This is a genomic window from Methanoplanus limicola DSM 2279 (assembly GCF_000243255.1).
In the GTDB taxonomy this organism is placed as follows: Archaea; Halobacteriota; Methanomicrobia; order Methanomicrobiales; family Methanomicrobiaceae; genus Methanoplanus; species Methanoplanus limicola.
This window is the reverse complement of sequence record NZ_CM001436.1, coordinates 123,968-144,208: the sequence shown is the minus strand read 5'-3', so window position 1 is coordinate 144,208 and position 20,241 is coordinate 123,968. Positions and strand designations below refer to the sequence as shown.

Below are 20,241 nucleotides of genomic sequence, written 5' to 3'. Positions count from 1 at the left end.
GAAAAAAAAGAATATAAGTGGGAATAATCCCGATTAATATGATAATACTTGTGAGATCAATATGGTGCTGAAAATTACAAAAGGACTCTGTCCGGAATGCGGTGCAATTCTTCCGGCAGAAATTATTGAAGATGACGGTAAAGTATGGATAGTCCGTACATGTCCTGAACATGGTAAATTTAAGAATTTATACTGGTCAGATGTGGAGATGTACAAACGATATGAACAGTTTGAGTATATTGGCAGAGGTGTTGATAATCCACAGAGAATGGCGGCCCCTGAGGAGTGCAATACTGCCTGCGGGCTTTGCAATAACCATAAATCATCCACACTGCTTGCAAACATTGACCTGACAAACAGGTGTAACTTAAACTGTGAATTCTGCTTTGCCAATGCGAGGGCATGTGGATATGTCTATGAACCTACATTTGAGCAGATAGTTGATATGCTTAAGATGCTCAGAGCTGAAAAGCCTCTTCCTGCGCCGGCTGTTCAGTTCGCAGGCGGAGAGCCTACGATGCGTGACGACCTTGTTGATATCGTCAAAAAAGCCCGTGAACTTGGCTTTAAGCAGATACAGCTTGCAACAAACGGTGTCATTCTTGCACGCAACAGAGAGCTGTTAAAAGAGCTGAAGCTTGCCGGTTTATCCACAATATATCTTCACTTTGATGGCGTTACAAAGGATACCAATCCAATGATCAATATCAGCAGAAAAGTTGTTGACAACTGTTCTGAGATCGGGCAGGGGATTGTTCTTGTGCCGACAGTCATAAACGGCATGAATGACCACCAGGTGGGGGATATAATCAAATTTGCATCTGAGCATATTGATGTTATAAGAGGTGTGAATTTCCAGCCTGTGGCATTTACAGGCGCTGCTTCTGAAGATGATGTTGTAAAGGAGCGGGTCACTATCCCTGATCTTCTTGAAAGAATTGAGGTTCAGACTGAAGGAAAGCTTAAAAAGGATTATTTCTATCCGGTTCCGTGCGTGGTTCCAATTTCAGAGCTTATTGAGTCATACTCCGGAAAACCTCAGTTTACCTTTACAGCTCATCAGCACTGCGGCGCAGCCACTTATGCCTTTGTAACCGAAGACGGACTTTCTCCGGTTAACAAAATGATAAATGTCGATGAATTTTTCAGGGTTATGACCGAGATGGCAGAAAAACTTGGCGACAAGAGTACAATTAATAAATACAAGACTCTTGCAGAGGGGATTAAAGGTCTTCATCACTCTGTCAAAACCAGTGAATCCGGAAAGACAGGTGAGTTCTGGAAGATGCTCTATCAGGCATTAATTAAACATGATTTTGATGCATTGAAAGATTTCCACTGGAATGCACTTTTTATCGGAACGATGCACTTCATGGACAATTATAATTACGACCTTGCCCGTGTGCAGAGATGCTGTATTCATTATGCAACTCCTGACGGGCGCCTGATACCGTTCTGCACCTATAATTCAGGTCCTGTCTTCAGGGAGCAGGTATGGAAGAAGTTTTCAAGGCCGATTGAAAAACCGGATGATCTCGAATCTCTCGATTAAATAACATTTTTTTACATGATACGCATTGTTAAAAAACCCACTGATACGCCGGATGACAACTCCACCGGGATGGTTGCAGATGCACTTAAAAAGAGGGGCGCGGATTTTTCATACCTTGACCTTGACAGCATTGACTTATTCTCCGGCGACATCGAAAATGATCTCATCTGGGTATGCGGCATTAAGCAGACCGGAATTCATTTTGATGCGATCTCTGCACTGAATCTGAGCAATCAGGTTGTCAATTCTCCGGAGGCGATAGCGATATGCGCTAATAAAGCCCAGACAACTGCCAGACTTCTGCGTGATAATGTACCGACGCCTGAAACGATATTTACTGATTCGGTGGAGAAAGTGGAGGAATTCTTAAAGAAGCGGAAGAAGGTTGTTTATAAGCCGGTTTATGGCTATGACGGCAACGGGATTTATCCGATGGATGACATCTCGATGCTGGGTGACTCTCCGTACTATATTCAGGAATTTATCGAAAATATCTGTGATTACCGGGTATTTGTGATCAATGGTGAGGCGGTAGGTGCTATAAGAAGGGAGTCTGATACCTTTGCACATAATATACACCAGGGAGGGTCAGGTGTACCTGTCTTTGATATCCCAAAGGATATGGCAGATATTGCTTCACGGGCTGCCCTCTCTGTCGATATTGACTACTGTGGTGTTGATCTTTTAGATTATAATGGTTCATACACTGTTCTTGAGGTAAACGGGACGCCAAACTGGCACTGCATGGGCGTGCCTATCTGGGATTATCTCGCAGAATATCTGATAGAAACGGAAAAAACTATTTAAATCCTGATTTTTTTTATTCTGCTGTTTATTGGTATAAATTCCGGCAGTTTATCTCTGACATTTATGTATGTTAAATGTCTAAAAAAATATTATTTGTTGTATTTTTTCTGAGTTATTGATCGTCCTGTGTTTTGCAATAATTATTTTACCAGAGTGTCTGCAAGAATCTTTGCGATGTCGATCCAGATTACAAGGTCTTTTGTTCCGTTCTCTTCCTTACCGATTTTAATAATGCCTTTAACATAGGCTTCTCTTGACATTGTCTCATCCATCTGGTCAACATCGTCTTCGGATATCTGTAGTACGCTCTGGACATCATCAACTATGAGGCCTACATTTGATCCGTTTGCCGCATCTGCAACAAGAACAATTATTTTTTGATTTTCTGCTTTATCTCCGGCCGGAAGGCCCATAAGCTGATTCAGGTTCAGAATGTTGGTAATCTCTCCTCTGAGATTGATGATGCCTGCAATATGTGCCGGTGCCCTTGGAACCGGTGTTATCGGCATCATCTCGACTATCTCTCTGGCAATATGTATATCGAGGGCGTAGTGAACGCCCGATATTTCAAACTGTACAACATCAATCATCATTGTGTCTTATCTCCTTTCTGTCAGCATTTGAACTTTGAGTTTGCGGCTTCAAGTTTATTTGCAAGTTCACTTACTTCATGAATTGCGCTGCCAATCTCCTCTACAGATGCGCTTGCTTCTTCTGCAAGTGCTGCAAGTTCTTCTGCTTCTTTCTGAACTTCCTTTGTCTGTTCTGTTCCGGTATCAGCCGAACGGACAACATTATTGGAGATGTTGGCCTGATCTTCAATGGCCCTTGTAATCTCACCTATATCGGTTGAGACCTGCCCGGCATTACTGATGATAGTATTCAGGGCTTCTATTGTCTTTGTAACGCTTCCGACACCGTCAACGATCTCATTGTTCGCAGATGTTATTGCCTTCGCTGTCTTCTCACTGCTGGCCTGAACCATGGATACAACATTACCTATTGAATCTGCTGCTGCCCTTGCCTCTCCTGCCAGGTTTTTGACTTCACCTGCCACAACTGCAAATCCTCTTCCGTGTTCTCCGGCACGTGCTGCTTCTATCGCTGCATTGAGCGCAAGGAGATTGATCTGTCCGGTTATATCATTGATCAGTTTTACTACATTGCTGACTTCTTTAACCTTCTCGGTCAGTTCGTTTATATCAAGGACACTCTCGTTTGCGATCTTCTCTACATTGCCCATCTTCCGGTTCGCATCATTGCCGAGGTTCTGCGCTTCCCTGCCAATCTCAACAACGTGGTTTGCCGCGTTGAATACTTCCTGTGATGTGCTTGCAATCTCCTCGTTTGATGCTGAAAGGTCGGCAATCTGGCGGTTAATATCTTCTATGCTCTCCAGAAGCTTTCTGGTAAGGTCTGCTGCTTTCTGGCTTGTATGTGCAACCTCTTCCGCCGCCTTGCCAACTTCGTCAGTTCCCCTGCTGATCTCTCCTGAATTGATTACAATCTGTTTTGTGACATCGTTTGCTACACCAAGGCTTTCGGAGATATTTTTACCGACATTGTTCAGTTCATGTTTAAACCTCTCAAAATCACCTTTGACTGTTATACCGTCTGAAAACCTTGCTGTGAAGTCTCCTTTGGCGTAGTGTCCTGATAGTGACATCGCTTCATGTATGGGTGTTGCAATGCCCTGCATGAGATTGTTGATATTTTCAACAAGCCCTGAATAGATCCCTTCGTATTTTTTGCCGTCTGCCCTTTCGGAAAGGTTGCCGTCCTGTCCTGCCACTACAAGATTATCAATATCATTGATAAGTTCAAGGAGGGTAGTATAGACCACTTTAATTGATGAGGATATTTCAACAAACTGCTCTCTTATCTCTTTTGTGTAACTGTCTGCTTCGCCTACATCAAGCTTTATGTCTTCGGGTTTACCGGCTGCTATTGCTTCAAGATCTGCTGCAATCTTTGCAACCTCTCTGTCCATGTAAAGGCTCTGTGACACTTCAGCAGTCCTGTCCTGGTAGATGTAGTAGTTCACATCAATATTACCGTCATCGTCAAGAATAGGTGTCTGGAAGAGCCTCAGGTATGATTTGGTGTTATCGGGCCATCTGATCTCAAGGTCGGATACTGCCTTTCTCTTTGTCTCGTATGAGGCATAGAAGTCGTCACCTGTGACATCAATGTCAAAGTCATAAAGCTTCTTTGCCATCAGTTCTTCATAGCTTCCGCGCCATGCCCTCTCATATTCTTTATTGAGATCAAGCCTGTGCTTGTCGGGTGCAAGCATTGTTATTGCCTGAGGATTGTCTTTGAGGAATGTCTCGGCACGCTTCTGTAGTTTTTTGGAGTTATTAATTTCTTCTCTGAGCTGGGTGATATCGTTGTAAACCGTTAAAACAAAGTCCACAGTTCCGGATTCATCAAGCATCGGGATGTTGTATCTCTCAACAGTCTTAATTCCGCCGGGGAACTCGATTGTGGCGTCTCCATAACTTGCCTTTTTTGTCTCAATGGTTTCGGCAACCGATTTTCCGGTCTGTTCTATGTATTTAAAATCGTTGATGGTGAGATTTTTTGCCTCATTTTCAGTAAATCCGGACATTTCTATGAATGCTCTGTTTGACTGCTTCACACTCATGTCCTTTTCCCACAATATTATGGGCATAGGATTTTCCTGAACTATGGCATTGGACTGCTCTTCAAGTTTTTTTATGTTGCTTATCTTCTCAACCTCTTCGGTTAAGTCCTGGTAGATGTAGTAATTTACATCAATTTCACCGTTCTCATCAAGAATAGGAGTCTGGAATAGCCTGAGATATGTCTTTTCTCCGCTCTGCCAGTTTATCTCAAGGTCTGATACTGCCTTTCTCTTTGTCTCATACGATGCATAGAAGTCATCGCCGCCTGTAACTGTAATGTCAAAGTCATAGAGTTTCTTTGCCATCAGTTCATCGTATGTTCCCCGCCATATACGTTCATATTCTTTATTCAGGTCAAGCCTGTGCTTATCGCCTGCAAGAACAGTTATTCCCTGCGGGTTGTCCTTTAAGAAAGCCTCTGCGCGTTTCTGTAGTTTTTTGGAGTTGTTTATCTCTTCTCTTAACGCTGTGATGTCGTTGTAAACCGTTAAAACAGAGTCAACCATGCCTTTTTCATCAAGCAGCGGAATATTATACCTCTCAACGATTTTTATTCCGGATGGGAACTCTATCGTTGCCTCACCGTGGCTCGCGGTTTTTGCCTCTATGGTCTGTGCAATTGATTTTCCGGCCTGTTTTATGTATTTAAAATCTCTGATTGTCAGGTTGTCAGTTTCCTCTTCTGAAAATCCTGTCAGTTCTGTGAATGCCCTGTTTGATTTTCTGACAGACATATCTTTATTCCAGAGAAGAATCGGCATCGGGTTTTCCTGGACAATTGCATTTGACTGCTCCTCAAGTTTCCTGATGGCATTCATCTTTTCGGTCTGCTCGGTAAGATCCTGATAGATATAGTAATTGACGTCAATTTCACCGTCATCATCAAGAATTGGTGTCTGAAAGAGCCTGAGGTAACTGACTTCACCATCAGGCCATTTTATCTCAAGGTCTGAGACTGCATTTCTTTTTGTCTCATATGAGGCATAGAAATCGTCTCCGCCTGTAATTGTTATATCAAAATCATAGAGCTTCTTGGCCATCAGTTCGTCATAGCTTCCACGCCAGATATTCTGATACTCTTTGTTGAGATCAAGCCTGTGCTTGTCAGCAGCAAGCATAGTGATTCCCTGCGGGTTGTATTTCAAAAAGGCATCTGCACGCTTCTGTAGTTTTTCTGCCTCTTTTGATTCTTTTTCCCTCAGTTCTTCAATATTTTTAATCTCATCCATAAGGATGTTTAAAAGCTCTGCATATTCCTTCTCCTGATCTTTAAAATCATCGGGATTGAGTAATGCACTATTTTTGTCTTTTAGAAATTTTTCAACAGTTTCTCTTACTTTATTCATTATGATACACCACTAACTGTATTTCAAAAAAAAATACCGATAATCAACAATCTGTTATCAGTACTTTTTTGTTTTTATTTCCATACCAAAAATCCTCAGGATTTTATAGCTGATGAGTAACTGTAAGTAATTTCAGCATATATAATTTATTTATTTGCCATTTTTGTATGGATATATTATTTTATGGTCTGAACTGATCAGAATTGGTCGTATTGATCAGAATTGGTCGTATTGATTAGATAAATCAGAATTGATCGTAGTTTTACCAGCAAAATAACCTTCACTGGCCGACTCCTGCTGATTCAGGGAGTCTCTGTATGACTGCATCTGAAGGTATGATAATCGCATCTGAAGGTATGATAATCGCATCTGAAGGTATGATAATCAAAAATATTCAGAATAATCACCGGATGGTAAAAACCATTGCAGATGCTAAATAATTCCGGAATGATGTAAATACCGGGAAAAAACTTCAGTAAAAAAACTTCAGTAAAAAAACTTAAATTAGGCTGTCTGAAAATATTTCAGTATTTTCTGTGGCCCCTTTCGGAATCTTCATCTATCTCTTTCTCTGTCTTTAATGCCAGTTCATGCATTCTTGCTGATATTCTTTTTGCCGCTGAAGGTTCAATATCTTTCATAGCATCGGCAATCTCTTCACCAAGAATAAATATTGCATGCTTATGCTCCATTTTGCTTTTATGCGTCTGGGTTGGAAGTACTTTTAATCCCTCGTATTCGGAAAATGAAGCGTTTGCATTAGCTTTCTGCAGGTTTTCCTTAATGGTAAACATGAACTGGTGTAGCGCTATTAGTTCGTCTTTGTGCACTGATTTCACATCCAAAAATATCCCTTATATGTCATTATATTGCCTTTTTAAGGTTATAATGGCTTATTTTAAGAGGCGGTGGTTTGTCCTCTGAAGGATTGATATTACAATTTGTGTTTCAAACCATTTAACTTGAAGGGGTGATTTTCAGTTCTACCATAACCCTTTGCTGACCTCCGCCCGGTTAAGCATTTTTTCAGACACTATACAGCCATAATTACGGCTGATTAATCTTCATAAGTCTGACAGATACGGGCTTTTTGACTATATCCCTGAAATCCGGCGCGGCGATCATGGATATTCCATGCATTGCAATCAGGTCAAGAAGATTCTGGTCAATGGTCTGCCCGGTAACTACTCCTGAGACATTATCGTCAGCCTTTTTTAAGGCAGCTTCAATTTCATCAGATGGATACTCACTTATGGTTTCGTCTGCAACTGAGAGGAATCTGACAATATTCTGCTCCCGAACCTCTTTCATCATACTATGCAGTAATTTCTCATGCTGTGGCATAACAGGTTCATTCTGCTCTTTTTTATCCTCTTCTTCCTTCTCTTTTCTCATCTTTTCAGAATGGAGGGAGAGAATATTTGTGTCCAGCCGTCCTTCTGACGTCAGTGCAAGTTCAGCCGGGATTTTATTTCTCAGAGGTTTTATGATCTCCTTTCTGGTCATCTCCTCTACATTTTTTCCTCTCGGACTTACTGCAATAAAGTCAATATCCGCAACCTGGAGAAGTTCACTTATAATTAAATCCCCACCCCGGTCACCGTCCATAAACGCTGTGGCTGTCTTTTTTTCACAGAGGTCAATAATTGAAGCCGGAACATTTGTGCCCTCAACGGCAATTGCATTTTTAATTCCGTATCTTAACAGGTTAATAACGTCCGCACGTCCCTCCACAACGATAATTGCATCAGAATCCACGACATTCGGTCCGGAAGGGAGTTTTTCAGGGCCGTATTCTATGACCTTCTCAATTCTTGAATGTTCTCTTATCTCATCCAGTATCTCATTTGTGTCAAAATCACATTCTTCAAAGCTTCCGGCTAAAAGTTCCTTGGCCCTCGAAATGATCACCTTTCTCTTGGATATGCGGATATCCTCAATATTTCTGATGGCAAATCTTGAGGCGCAGGGTCCCACCCTCTCAATGGTCTCAAGGGATGCAGCAAGTAATGCAGTTTCGATTTTATCTATCGATGAATAGATTGTAATCTCGCCTTTTGTCTGGCCTTTACGGCTCTCTGTCCGGACATCAATTCGTCCGAGACGACCGGATCTCTGAAGGTCCCGGAGGTCAAGGTCCTCTCCAAGAATGCCCTCAGTCTGGCCGAAAATTGCTCCGATTACATCTGATTTTTCAACAATTCCCTCCGCTTCAAATGTTGCATGAATCTGATATTTTGTTGTTTCTGATAAGTACAATAATAATTCCTCCTGTAATGCTGTAATCTCCTGTGAAATGATATAACTCCTGATAGGTCAGGCATATGACAGTGATTAGTAGTAATTAAAATTATATATATCGTTGTGATGGTTTATTTTTGCCCGGGATTCTGAGTACAGAATTTTTCCGGAAAAAATTATTTACGGGTAAAAATCTGCCGGATGATGGTTAATACAGAATCCGGTATTTGATGCAGGAAGCAGTATCTTATGTGGAAATAATTGCTTATTTTTCAGGCATTTTTCCGGCGCGGAAATATTGTTCAATTATTTATTTATTGATGATTTTAAGAGTTCCACTGCTCTGTCAGGTTCGATACCCTCAATCAGGACACGCTTAAGTGATGAGGTCTGGCCTGAGATGATGGAAACATTTCTTTTTGGTATTGAAAAAAAGTCTGAAACTGCCCGTTCAATTTCCTTATTGGCTTTTCCGTCAACAGGCGGGGCAGAAATTCTGCACAATATTGCCTTTCTCCACTCATTATATCCGGAAGGAAACTGTGTTTTTTTGCTTCCGGGACTTACATCAAGGGTAATGGTAATACCAGTTCCGGATTTAAAAACTGCATCCTCTAAATTCATCTTAATCGTAGCTTAAAAGTAAAATGTCGCCCGGTATTAACAGACATGGATCATAAGTGGCTCTGCGGCCGTAACTTCACCTGTCAAACCCAACCGGGCGTTTTAAATACCTGTCGCGTATCCGGGTTGTCCCGCACATCATGTCAGGATTCTTCCTGTGATCAGGCGGGGACCTAAAAGAAACGCATTTATCGGCTATATATATTTATCTTCTTTGGCTATATAACCATCCCCGCAGATCCATTCTGAAGATCTCTGCAGGAAACTTCCGTCTTCATAAACATGCTCTCCGTTAATGACAACAATTTCCGGAAATATGCCGTTCATTCCCTCATAGGGCGTCCATCCGGCCTTTGAGAACAGTCTGTCAGCAGTGATAATTTCCTTTTCATTGCTGTAAACCGCAAAATCTGCTTTCTGACCTTTTAAAAATCCCGGAGGCTCTATCCCAAGAATATCTGCCGGCTTTGTAACCGTTTTTCTGAGAACTGATTCCAGTGTAATGCCGCCTTTTTCAAGGCACCTTTCAAGCAGAAGGGGCATCATTGTTCCTGTGCCCGGAATTCCGGACGGGACCTCAGAAAATCCGGCAGACTTCTCTTCCCTGGTATGCGGCGCATGGTCCGATGCAATGACATCAATCCTCTCCCACCTTTTCCAGATGGCGTCAACTATTTTTCTGTCTCTCAGTGGCGGGTTTACCTTTCCGTATCCGGGGTTTTCTTTATCTTCAAACATCTCAGGTGTCAGGAAAAGGTGGTGCGGCATAACTTCAAGCGTATAGCCGGCCGGCACTGCATCTATTGAAAAAGGTGATGATAGATGGCAGAAGTGAAGTTTCATCTTAGGATCTGCAAGTTTACAGATATATTCCACGGCATTGGCCTCAAGATCTCCGGGCCTTAAATTGTCGTGATCAATGAGTGAATCATCGTCACCTTCAAGCACAATTTCAGTGTGAACCGTTGCAGTTGCATTCATCTCCGAAATTTTATCCAGTGAATCTTTCAGCTGTGATTCTTCCAGCGCATCCCCATAGCTTGACGGTGCCGCAAAGATCTCGCCAAAGGCAAGTGCTCCTGCTTTGTACAGACCTTTTAGGTCAGATTTTGGGTAAACCCCTCCGTTTATTCCAAAGTTGCAGTACGACTGCTCCTTCGCTTCTCTGAGACGTTTTTCATACACGGCGGCATCTGTAAGAGGCGGGACTGTGTTTGGCTGGTCAACCACAGTTGTGACACCGCCGGAGACGGCACTCTTTGTGCCGGATTCCCAGGTCTCTTTATATGACTGTTCACCGCCGCGGATATGGACATGCATGTCTATGGCTCCGGGAAGGCAGAGGCGGCTTTTGCAGTCAATCACAGATTCCGCGTGGCCAAAAACTGATCCGCAGTGAAGGACTCTGCCTTCTGAAACTGATATGTCTTTTATAAGGCCGTCAGGAAGCCTTGCATTTTTTAGAAGCAGTTCAATATTTAATCCCATCTGTATTCCCCTTTATTAATCCCTTTTTTTTGAATTTATCCGGACCAATGCAAATTTCCGGCTGATTCTGATATCGTGATAACTCTGGTATTGTATGTTACAATTTATAAAAAAGATGACTTTGGTTTTGATATATTCAGCACACTCTTGGAACCGGATCTCCCACCGGCGGTTCGATAAATCTCTCGCCCCCGATTCCGGTTTCCATAATCACTGATTTTCCTTCAACTACTCTGCCGACAATTGCTGCATCTTTTCCATATTTGTCTTTTTTGATTGCAGCGAGGATAGCTTCTGCGTCCTCCGGTGCGACACCCATTACGACCTTGCCTTCATTTGCAACGTCAAGCGGGTTTATACCGAGAAGTTCTGAGGCACTCCTTACACTTCTTCTGATTGGCAGGCTCTCTTCCGAAATTCTGACCTGGACCCCGGACTTTTCTGCCATCTCATTGATTGCATTTGAAAAGCCGCCCCTTGTGGGGTCCTTCATTGCGTGTACTTCTCCTGCCTGCATTGCAGCGTTTACGAGATTCCATACCGGAGCAACATCAGATCTTATCTGTTCGCCAAAGTCAAACCCTTCCCGGCTTGTCATAATGGCAAGTCCGTGATCACCGAGAGTACCGCTGACAATTATTATGTCTCCGGGTTTTAAGGCACTGTCACGTACCGGTTTTTCAGCTATCCCTATTCCGGCGGTGTTTATGGCTATGCCGTCAATTTCACCCTTTGCAAGCACTTTTGTATCTCCGGTAACGATTGAAGCGCCTGCCTCTTCAAGGGCACTGTCCATGGACTGAACTATTCTTTCCAGGATTTCAATGTCAAAACCCTCTTCAATGATCATTGAGCATGTGAGGGCGAGCGGTTTTCCCCCCATCATTGCCAGATCGTTTGCAGTCCCGCATACCGCAATTCTTCCTATGTCTCCTCCGGGGAAGAAGAGCGGCCTTACAACATGCGAATCGGTTGTCAGAACAATATTTTTCCCGTCAATTGGGATTACAGCGCCGTCATCAAGTGATTCAAGTCCTATCCCGCCGGCATTGTTGTTTTTATATTTTGTCAGTGTCTCTCCGAGAAGTTCTCCAAAAACAGCACCTCCCGCACCATGCATCATATTGATCTTCATTCTTCGTCAACCTCTATTTCGATATTTGTGACTCTCACTTCCCTGCCATCCACAATTTCAGGCATGCCGCCGCAGTCAGGACATACATATTTTTCACTGCCCTCATATCCACATTTGCAAACCGATTTTACGGGTGTGTCGGTATATTCGAGGATACAGTCCTTAAAGAGCGGGTCTTCATCCTTCATGGTGTTGAATAAAAATACCACCTGTTCGGGATTGATCATTGTCATCTCTCCGACAGACATGTGGACCTTTCTGACCATGGTGGCGGAGTTGTCAAGGGCTGTCTTTTTTGCGGTTGCAAAAATATCGTATGCTATTGAATATTCGTGCATCACTCCTCCATAGCCGCATAGACCTCCTTAAAGATCTGGCGGGTCTGAAGGGCATCCTCACGGCTCAGCTTCTGTATAGCAAAGCCTACGTGGACTAATACGAATTCGCCTACATTTACATCAACAAGATCTATTCTTACTTCCTGCTGAAGGTTGCCGTAATCTACAACGGCTTTATTTCCGTCCTTTATCTCCAGAACTTCTGCCGGGACTGCAATACACATGTAAAGTTTGCCTCATGAAAGAGTTAGAACTTAATCTCTTTAAAATTAACGAAAAAAGCACAGATATATGATAGAGGTAATTGTATTTGATATTATTAATCTGCCATTATTGAAGTTAATTTTTATTCCCGGCCGGAAGGACACGATCTAATCCTCCCGGTAAAGGAATTATATTTCAAAAAGGAGCGCCGAGAAGGAGATTTGAACTCCTGAGGTGGAATCACCAGTGGCTTTCAAGGCCACCGCCTTACCGGACTAGACTATCTCGGCCCGCTCTACTAATGTTGTGGCTTATAGTTAAAAAAAGATTTGATTTTATCTTCTTCTGAGAGATACTGCAATAATGGACAGAATTACTGCTGTAAGTGTGCCTATTATTGTTTCAGGGCCTGACTGTGTTGCTTCTGCCTTTGACAGGTCATCAAAATACTCTGATGCGTCTGCGCTTACAGTCAGTGATGAAGCGCCCTCAGCATTTATCTTTACATATCCGCTCTCAGATTCACTTGCAGGACAGACTCTTATGTAAACTGTCTTTCCGCTCACCGGAATTGTGAACTCCTCGGCAGTTGTGCTCTGGTGGTTATTGATGGTGACAGATGCGCCTTTGCCGTCATTATAGCATAGTATCCAGTCCTTTCCTTCTGAAGTATATACATGAAGTTCTCCGGTTGCAGTCTCCGCCTTAAAGTAGGCAGGTGATGAAACGGATGCGAAAGCCTCTGCTGACAGAGGTTTTATGGTTGTGGATGGTTTTGCCGTGCTTCCTGGAACTGTTGGCTGGACTGTCGGAGAAGATGGTATCAGATAATAATCAGTGTGCCTGATAACTCCTTTTGGATCGTAGAAATATACCTGATAGGTGCCTTCTTTGTACACCGGAATTTTAACCGAGAAGCTTCCGGCGCTGTCTGTGCTCACCCATTCTCTGGGAAAGACGGTACCTTCATCATTCTTTGCCATTATCTCAATTCCTCTGTCACCCCTCGTTGTGCTTCTTCCGGTAACCTCAAGAATTCCGTTGAACTTCTGCTCCGCAGGTGATGTCAGAAAAATCTCACCTGAACGGTCAACAATACTGAATATTTTTGTTATATCAGAACTTCCGCCGAGATTTTCCTTATACCCTTTAGGCACTTCAAGTTTGTACTGTCCCGGTTTAAGTCCGGTTGTGTCAAAAGAGACTGACCAGCCTCCGCCCTCCTGAACAACAAATGACTGTCTGTCAACTTCAACTATTGAATTGATATTGGAGTACAGGACAAGTTCCATCGTTGTTCCGGCCGGCAGTGTGCCTGTTCCCTCAGCGATTATCATGTCGCCTTCATACACGGTTGCCGGCATATCATAGTTCATGACATATGCTGATCCTGTGCATATGGCAGCTGCTGCTATCAGCAGTATCCAGCAGATCTTTTTCATATCTACACGATCATAACTACTAACACTAAATGATATCTGTTACAACTGAGAAACCTCTGGCGTGCTGGCCTGGCACGGATAACTACAGCGGGGCGGAAGTAAAATGCCTCACAGTGATTTTTAAGACATCGGGATGCAGGTGGAATAAATGCCTGATGTGCGGGTACCGTTTTGAGAGATACCATGATATCTGCGATGAAGACCTTGGAAAGAGGCTTATCGCGCAGGTAAACTGGGTAAAGGAGAACTTTGATCTCTTTGGGTTTGATATGATTAAGATCTTCACATCCGGAAGTTTCTTTGATCCTGAGGAGGTTCCCCCTGAGGTGCTGGAATATGCCGGCGGTGTTTTCAGGGGAAAGATTGTCATTGCCGAGACGAGGGCTGAGTATGTGCAGAGAGAATCTGTAAAGGGTTTTTTGGATGCAGTCAATGACGGCACACATGAAATTCCGCTTTACATTGCAATGGGCCTTGAGACCACCGATGATTTCATCCGGGAGAAATGTATAGATAAGGGTCTTACCTTTGATGAATACAAAGGTGCGGCAGGCGAGGTCAGGGCCGCCGGTGCTGGTGTTAAGACCTATCTTATGATGAAGCCGTTATTTCTCACAGAAAAAGAGGCAATTGACGACATGAAAAAATCCCTCCGTGAATGTTCGGAATATTCTGATATTATCTCAATGAATCTCTGTACAATACAGGGGAGGACTGAGGTTGAGCATTACTGGAAGAGGCGTGAATACCGCCCGCCATATCTGTGGAGTGTCCTTGATGTCTTAATTGATGCTGAGAGGCACATATTATGCGATCCTGTCGGCGGTGGTAAGATGCGCGGCCCTCATAACTGCGGGGAATGTGACCATGACATCGTTGACGGCATAAGGACATATTCACTCAATTATGATCGTGAACTGTTAAGGTCACTCTTTGAGAGGGGCTGCCGCTGCAAAGAGGAATGGGAGTTTGTGCTGGATGAGGAGAAGCCTTACTGCATGCCTCTGACGAGATGAAGAGAGATCTGTAAAAATCAAAAAAAATGTCCGGTTCTGCTGCCGTCCGGCAGAGGGAGTAAAATCAGAGGGATAAATTAATTTTATTTTTGTGTGTGTCTGCACGGGATTTATTGAGGGACGGCCTTTCATCCCGGAAAAATTAATTTCTCCGGGTTTTAATCCGGAATTTCATTTATATTTTTATTCCTGGCTCTTTTTGCTGAGTGATTTTGCAAGGAGCGGCAGGAATGCACCTGCATCACTTACAACACCGATAGCCTGGCTTGTCCCCCTGTCCATCAGTTTTGTCACCGATGCCGGGTTAATATCGACACAGATGGTCTTTACAAAAGATGGCAGGCAGTTTCCTATAGCAACTGAGTGGAGCAGTGTGCCAATCATAATTACCATATCAAGGCCGTGGAGATACTCTCTCATCATATCCTGCGCTTCAACAACGTCAGTTATGACATCCGGCAGGGGGCCGTCATCACGTATTGACCCTGCAAGTATGAACGGGACATCGTTTTTCACGCATTCATACATGATACCCTTCTTTATAATTCCCTGTTCTACTGCATTCCTGATGGACCCTGCCCTTATTACCTCGCTGATTGCATAGATGTGGTTCTTATGCCCGCCAGGTGTCAGTTTCCCGGAGTCAAGCTCCATACCGAGAGATGTCCCGAAGAGATTGTATTCTATATCATGGGTGGCAAGTGCATTCCCGCCAAAGAGGACATCGACATAACCTTCCCTGATAATCTCAGCAAGTGCCGGGGCTGCCCTTGTATGGATTATTGCAGGGCCGCCGACAATTCCGATTTTACCTCCGTTTTTCCTGATCTCAAGCATCTCATCCGCAATTTTGGCGATGATCGTCTCGCTCGGCCTTTCGGATGAGACAGTATTCTGCATGAATTCAAAGGAATTTACCTTCCTGGATCTCTCCGGAGGGACAATTCTGACTCCCTTCTCTCCGATTACGACTAGGTCTCCTTTTTTGAGCCTTGACAGCGGGGTGCACACTGCCCTGTCTTCATCAGGTTTTATAATTATCAGGCAGTCCATCTCAATATCTTCAACATCTATCCATCTGTCATTGTATTTGAGAAATGTCGGGTGGTTTGTTGTTGAATAAAAACCCTTTGGGACTACCCTGTCTGCCTCTGCTGCTTTCAGTGCGACGTCCTCCACTTCCGGCATTTTGGCTCCGAGTCGGTGAAGTTCGCTCAGGATCTCCTCTAAAAGTTCTTCGGATTCTGCTGTCACTATAAGCCGGGCATAACTTATATCCTGCTTTTTTTTGCCCACATCAAATGTAATGAGTTCAAAATTACCCCCCATATCTATTATTTTATCATACACGCGGGTCATTATGCCTGAATCTATGATGTGCCCTTCAAGTTCGATCTCTCTGGAAGAATCCATGAAAATAAGGTTGTTTTATAATGTTAATATTTTTTTGCTGGTGACAGAGCAGTAAAAAAAGGAACCGGGATGATAATTTCAGAATATGCCTTTTCTGTCGGATTTCAGGAATTTTTCAAAGAGTGAGAGTTCATCCGGTGTGTTGATATTATACCCAAGTGAGATGTCATCCGAAATTACTTTCAGTTCGTCCTGTTCCTCTTCAATCATACTTCCTTTTACTATATTCAGTCCGGTGGGGCAGGCTTTTACCCCTTCAATATTTTCACGGTAACCGCAGCTGAAACTGATCTCTCTGACAAGGTCTTCCGGAATCCACACTGAGCATGAATCCTTCCCTGACTGCGAATACTTCATGCATATCTCATTTATCGTCCGGCTGGTGATTCCCGGGATGTCTGAAGCGCATGTGAGGAATGCCGATCTCTCATTGGTTTCTCTTGTAAATTCTATCAGGTCTTCCACATATCCAAGCCCGCCGGCGCAGTAATATTCAACCCCGTTTACTCTGCACCAGTTCTTTGTCATGGGCACGTTGTCCGAGAGTGCGATTATAGGTTCATGCCCTGCGCTCTCAAAAGCCTGTAATATATAATCTATCATCGGTCTGTCCAGAATTCTGACAAGCGGCTTTTCGCCCATTCCAAGTCTTGTGCCTCTGCCCCCTGCCATTATGAGTGCAAGCATTCTTTTAGTGCCTCCAGCAGTCTCTCATTCTCCTCTCTTTTCCGGACAGCAATTCTGATGGAACGGGGGAGGCCGAATGATGTGCAGTCCCGTACATAAAATCCTTTTTTAAGAAGTTTTCCGGTAAGTTCTGATGATAAAATTTCAGTACTGAAAAGGATATAATTTGCAGAAGGGGGATGATAATCCAGGCCAAGATTTTTTAGACCTTCGCAGAGGTAGTCTCTCTCAGCCCGGATTTTTATTCTGGAATTTTTTAGTCTGTCATAATTTCTGACTGCGGATATTGCAAAATCTTCTGCAAAGGAATTTACTGTCCAGGGGAGGCGTATGGCCTCAATTTTTTTAATTAATGATGGATTGCCTATGCCGTAACCGATACGGAGTCCCGGTATTGCGAAGGATTTTGTGAGCGATCTGCTGATTATTACGTTATCATATCCGCAGTCTGTCACGCTCTCGTCACTGTCGGCAAGGTCCATAAATGCCTCATCAACATACAGCATTACTTCTTTTTCTGAGCATTCATCAGCAATGGCCAGCATTTCTGCCCGGGTAACAATCTCCCCCGATGGATTGTTGGGGTTGCATATCACTCTTAATCTGTGCGGTGTTTCTGGATCATGTATGCATGATGCGCCTGCAAGTTCTGCGGAAAACCGGTACTCACCAAAGGTATGCCTCTCTGTCAGGACGTTCTCTCCCGGATTTAATACGGCCTTAAAGAGTGATCTTATTATCTCAACTGATCCGTTTCCAACAGCTATATTTTCTGTTTTAACTCTGTGGTATGCTGAAATCTCCTCTTTTAATCTGGTGTATGTATCATCCGGGTAGTCTTTTATTCTTTTAAAATCAGGTTTCCATCCTGTTTCGGGCGGCCAGGGATTTATGCTCGCGCTGTAATCTGTTATATATTTATTATAATTATCCGGTCCCAGCTGAAGAAGGCCTCCGTGAATTACCTTGTTCGGGAAATTGTCTCTCAAAAAAATATCTCCTTTCAGGCTAATATTGTATTATAATAGCTAAATATTCTTTTGAAATGCCGGTATGTCCAACTCATAAAGTTTAAATACAATACAGTAGCATGATTTCATTGTCTGAAAAATAAATTTGAATCTGACATGAGGGTGCTCTATGTCAGACTCATGGCTGACATATGTCTGCCAAATGTCGGACGCAGTTGGTTTCAATGATGGAGCGAGTTACAATCAGACTGCCCTCACAACAGGTTGCAATGCTTCATAAACTTGTGGAGGCAGGCGAATTCCCGACGGTTTCTGAGGCAATCAGGTATTCTGTTCGTGAACTGATAGAGAAACATGCAAACCGGGTAATCATGGACAGCGAACAGATATCATTTAAAATGTAAGGAAATAAAGTAGCAATATACAGGGGTTTATGATTTTTCGGCGGATAACCGGACTTCTCTCCATGTATTTAAATAAAATTGAGGTATTTAGGAGGTTTATTGTATGCAGAGCATAATTAACGAGGCATTAAAACATGCCGAGAGTGATCAGAACAGCAGAAGAAGCGGAGTAATTGGAGAGGATGATTTCATTGGTCAGCCAAGAATTGTAATTGTCGGTTGTGGAGGTGCAGGCAACAATACAATTAACAGGCTTTATCACATGAAAGTGCGTGGTGCCGAAACAATTGCAGTCAATACTGATAAACAGCACCTTGAGATGATCCAGGCCGATAAGAGGGTTCTGGTAGGTAAGTCACTCACAAAAGGTCTTGGTGCCGGCGGTTTTCCGGATGTCGGAAAGCGTGCGGCAGAGATGGCAAGGACTACTCTTGAAGGACTGCTTCAGGATGCAGATCTTGTATTTGTTACAGCCGGAATGGGCGGCGGTACTGGTACGGGTGTTGCACCGGTGGTTGCTCAGATCGCAAAGGATCAGGGTGCAATTGTTGTCGGCATGGTCAGTTACCCTTTCCAGGTTGAAAAAGCCAGGCTTATCAGGGCCGAGGAGGGTCTTGAAGCGTTATCAAATGCGGCTGACTCAGTCATTGTTCTGGACAACAACCGTCTTATGTCCTTTGTTCCAAATCTTCCGCTTGGACAGGCATTTTCAGTCATGGATCAGCTAATTGCCGAGACCGTTAAAGGAATATCGGAAACTATCACTGAACCATCACTGATCAATATAGATTATGCTGATGTGAGGGCAATTATGAGCAAGGGCGGCGTTGCTGTTATGCTTGTCGGAGAGAGCAAGCAGCAGAACAAATCTGAGAGCGTTGTTCATGAATGTCTAAACCACCCTCTTCTTGACATAGATTATCGCGGTGCAACCGGAGGTCTTATTCATATCACTGGTGGAAGTGACCTTACACTTTCAGACGCAGAGGATATTGCCAGCACACTTACATATGAGCTTGATCCGCATGCTGATGTTATATGGGGTGCACGTATCAACAATGACTATGAGGGTAAGGTGAGAGTCATGGCCATCATGACCGGAGTCAAGAGTGCGCAGATTCTGGGCAGAAGCGGAGTTTTATCATCGGGTTCTTCAGGTTCTTCAAGGCAGGGCCTCTCACAGATTGCAGAAGGGCCGTTTGAGAGAAACAGCAGGCGTGCCGGAAGGCCTCTCTCAGGTTCAGGTGCAAGGGCGGCACATGAACAGACGAGTGGCGGACTCATCGACTTCATCCGCTGAAAGATAGCAAAAATATTCCCGTCAGTGAATTTCCGGTCCGCATTCAATAACCAACCCAGCCAATAAGGGCGTCCGGAAATTCAGCCAATATTTTTTTAATCCGGAGATTCATTCAGTTACCGGTATATCTTTAAATTATCTTATCTGCGTGGTTCACAAATTTTGAATTACTGCTGTATTTCTCCGGCAGGGATGTTTATCTGTGCCTGTTTCGGCGTATGTGAAATAAGCCGGACTTTAGTATTGCGGTTTCCGGTTCTTTTCTTTTAAGTTAATTTTCTGTTCTTTTTCTTCTGTCGTCTGTGGCCCTGCTCTGTCTGTCCGGGAAAAATCGTCTGCTGTTCTGCTGTATATTTTTTGACCTGAATTTTATGGCCTGAACTACTCAGAATAATATTCTGATTCCTGTCGTTATGGTTTTATCAGCTCTTTTATGTCTGGCAGATATGTTGGGATCATTTGCGATACACTTATATCCTCTAACCGCTCAATAATTAGAAATCACTGTGATATCCGTAATGGGTAAACAGTTTGACAGGGGTAAGATGAGTCCCCTGGTGGAATAGGGAGTAGAACACGACGAACAGCGTGATGAACACGGATCCGAAAACGGCCCGGAAAAAGT

Annotated in this window: 19 protein-coding genes and 1 tRNA gene; 6 read left to right on the top strand and 14 right to left on the bottom strand. The window is 43.5% G+C overall.

From position 1 onward, the window contains the following. Nucleotides 1-61 precede the first annotated feature (61 nt). Together tes and METLIM_RS00685 are read left to right on the top strand one after the other, a co-directional pair. Nucleotides 62-1,552 carry a tetraether lipid synthase Tes gene (gene tes, locus METLIM_RS00690; RefSeq protein WP_004075867.1) on the top strand — a complete coding sequence of 497 codons (1,491 nt, stop codon included), beginning with the start codon at nucleotides 62-64 and terminating at the stop codon, nucleotides 1,550-1,552. 15 nt (nucleotides 1,553-1,567) lie between these two features. After that, complete coding sequence (locus tag METLIM_RS00685) at nucleotides 1,568-2,359, top strand: ATP-grasp domain-containing protein (protein ID WP_004075866.1); 792 nt, start codon at nucleotides 1,568-1,570, stop codon at nucleotides 2,357-2,359. A 140-nt stretch (nucleotides 2,360-2,499) separates the two neighbouring features. Here the strand turns inward: METLIM_RS00685 and METLIM_RS00680 are convergent, their stop codons facing one another. Together METLIM_RS00680 and METLIM_RS00675 are read right to left on the bottom strand one after the other, a co-directional pair. Then, the gene (locus METLIM_RS00680) at nucleotides 2,500-2,952 is read right to left on the bottom strand and encodes a chemotaxis protein CheW (protein WP_004075865.1); all 453 of its coding nucleotides are present in this window, start codon (nucleotides 2,950-2,952) and stop codon (nucleotides 2,500-2,502) included. A 20-nt stretch (nucleotides 2,953-2,972) separates the two neighbouring features. Further along, the gene (locus METLIM_RS00675; RefSeq protein WP_004075864.1) at nucleotides 2,973-6,353 is read right to left on the bottom strand and encodes a methyl-accepting chemotaxis protein; all 3,381 of its coding nucleotides are present in this window, start codon (nucleotides 6,351-6,353) and stop codon (nucleotides 2,973-2,975) included. A 317-nt stretch (nucleotides 6,354-6,670) separates the two neighbouring features. On the opposite strand from METLIM_RS00675, the gene METLIM_RS17470 reads away from it, so the two are divergent. Further along, the gene (locus METLIM_RS17470) at nucleotides 6,671-6,793 is read left to right on the top strand and encodes a hypothetical protein (RefSeq protein ID WP_281034208.1); all 123 of its coding nucleotides are present in this window, start codon (nucleotides 6,671-6,673) and stop codon (nucleotides 6,791-6,793) included. Nucleotides 6,794-6,877: 84 nt separating this feature from the next. On the opposite strand, the gene METLIM_RS00670 is transcribed toward METLIM_RS17470, so the two are convergent. The 9 genes from METLIM_RS00670 to METLIM_RS00630 form a co-directional block, all read right to left on the bottom strand. Continuing rightward, nucleotides 6,878-7,192, bottom strand: coding sequence for a UPF0058 family protein (locus tag METLIM_RS00670; RefSeq protein ID WP_342633004.1), 315 nt, complete (start codon nucleotides 7,190-7,192; stop codon nucleotides 6,878-6,880). Between the two features lie 208 nt (nucleotides 7,193-7,400). Continuing rightward, entirely contained in the window at nucleotides 7,401-8,612 is a 1,212-nt protein-coding gene (gene dnaG / locus METLIM_RS00665; protein ID WP_004075862.1) for a DNA primase DnaG, read from the bottom strand. A gap of 288 nt (nucleotides 8,613-8,900) precedes the next feature. Beyond that, nucleotides 8,901-9,218: a DUF167 domain-containing protein gene (locus tag METLIM_RS00660; protein ID WP_004075861.1), complete on the bottom strand. Its 318-nt coding sequence runs from the start codon at nucleotides 9,216-9,218 to the stop codon at nucleotides 8,901-8,903. A 195-nt stretch (nucleotides 9,219-9,413) separates the two neighbouring features. Continuing rightward, on the bottom strand, nucleotides 9,414-10,706 hold the full coding sequence (gene pyrC / locus METLIM_RS00655) for a dihydroorotase (protein WP_004075860.1): 1,293 nt from the start codon (nucleotides 10,704-10,706) through the stop codon (nucleotides 9,414-9,416). A gap of 136 nt (nucleotides 10,707-10,842) precedes the next feature. Next, nucleotides 10,843-11,841 carry a hydrogenase expression/formation protein HypE gene (gene hypE / locus METLIM_RS00650; protein ID WP_004075859.1) on the bottom strand — a complete coding sequence of 333 codons (999 nt, stop codon included), beginning with the start codon at nucleotides 11,839-11,841 and terminating at the stop codon, nucleotides 10,843-10,845. After that, nucleotides 11,838-12,179, bottom strand: a complete 342-nt coding sequence (locus METLIM_RS00645) for a hydrogenase maturation nickel metallochaperone HypA/HybF (protein ID WP_004075858.1) — start codon at nucleotides 12,177-12,179, stop codon at nucleotides 11,838-11,840. The genes hypE and METLIM_RS00645 overlap by 4 nt, the downstream gene beginning before the upstream one ends. Continuing rightward, on the bottom strand, nucleotides 12,179-12,403 hold the full coding sequence (locus METLIM_RS00640) for a HypC/HybG/HupF family hydrogenase formation chaperone (protein WP_004075857.1): 225 nt from the start codon (nucleotides 12,401-12,403) through the stop codon (nucleotides 12,179-12,181). The genes METLIM_RS00645 and METLIM_RS00640 overlap by 1 nt, the downstream gene beginning before the upstream one ends. A 186-nt stretch (nucleotides 12,404-12,589) precedes the next feature. After that, a tRNA-Ser gene (locus tag METLIM_RS00635) sits at nucleotides 12,590-12,673 on the bottom strand. Nucleotides 12,674-12,718: 45 nt separating this feature from the next. Further along, nucleotides 12,719-13,825, bottom strand: a complete 1,107-nt coding sequence (locus METLIM_RS00630; protein WP_004075856.1) for a hypothetical protein — start codon at nucleotides 13,823-13,825, stop codon at nucleotides 12,719-12,721. Between the two features lie 29 nt (nucleotides 13,826-13,854). Here METLIM_RS00630 and METLIM_RS00625 point away from each other — a divergent pair, with 29 nt between their 5' ends. Continuing rightward, nucleotides 13,855-14,841, top strand: coding sequence for an archaeosine biosynthesis radical SAM protein RaSEA (locus tag METLIM_RS00625; protein ID WP_004075855.1), 987 nt, complete (start codon nucleotides 13,855-13,857; stop codon nucleotides 14,839-14,841). A gap of 183 nt (nucleotides 14,842-15,024) precedes the next feature. On the opposite strand, the gene METLIM_RS00620 is transcribed toward METLIM_RS00625, so the two are convergent. The 3 genes from METLIM_RS00620 to METLIM_RS00610 form a co-directional block, all read right to left on the bottom strand. Then, nucleotides 15,025-16,254, bottom strand: coding sequence for an ornithine cyclodeaminase (locus tag METLIM_RS00620; protein ID WP_004075854.1), 1,230 nt, complete (start codon nucleotides 16,252-16,254; stop codon nucleotides 15,025-15,027). A gap of 78 nt (nucleotides 16,255-16,332) precedes the next feature. Next, entirely contained in the window at nucleotides 16,333-16,941 is a 609-nt protein-coding gene (locus tag METLIM_RS00615; RefSeq protein ID WP_004075853.1) for an NTP transferase domain-containing protein, read from the bottom strand. Then, on the bottom strand, nucleotides 16,926-17,930 hold the full coding sequence (locus METLIM_RS00610) for a pyridoxal phosphate-dependent aminotransferase (RefSeq protein WP_004075852.1): 1,005 nt from the start codon (nucleotides 17,928-17,930) through the stop codon (nucleotides 16,926-16,928). Before METLIM_RS00610 ends, METLIM_RS00615 begins: the two co-directional genes overlap by 16 nt. Nucleotides 17,931-18,136: 206 nt before the next feature. Here METLIM_RS00610 and METLIM_RS00605 point away from each other — a divergent pair, with 206 nt between their 5' ends. Together METLIM_RS00605 and ftsZ are read left to right on the top strand one after the other, a co-directional pair. Beyond that, nucleotides 18,137-18,316, top strand: a complete 180-nt coding sequence (locus tag METLIM_RS00605) for a ribbon-helix-helix domain-containing protein (protein ID WP_004075851.1) — start codon at nucleotides 18,137-18,139, stop codon at nucleotides 18,314-18,316. A gap of 103 nt (nucleotides 18,317-18,419) precedes the next feature. After that, nucleotides 18,420-19,616: a cell division protein FtsZ gene (ftsZ, locus tag METLIM_RS00600; RefSeq protein ID WP_004075850.1), complete on the top strand. Its 1,197-nt coding sequence runs from the start codon at nucleotides 18,420-18,422 to the stop codon at nucleotides 19,614-19,616. The last annotated feature ends 625 nt before the right edge of the window (nucleotides 19,617-20,241 follow it).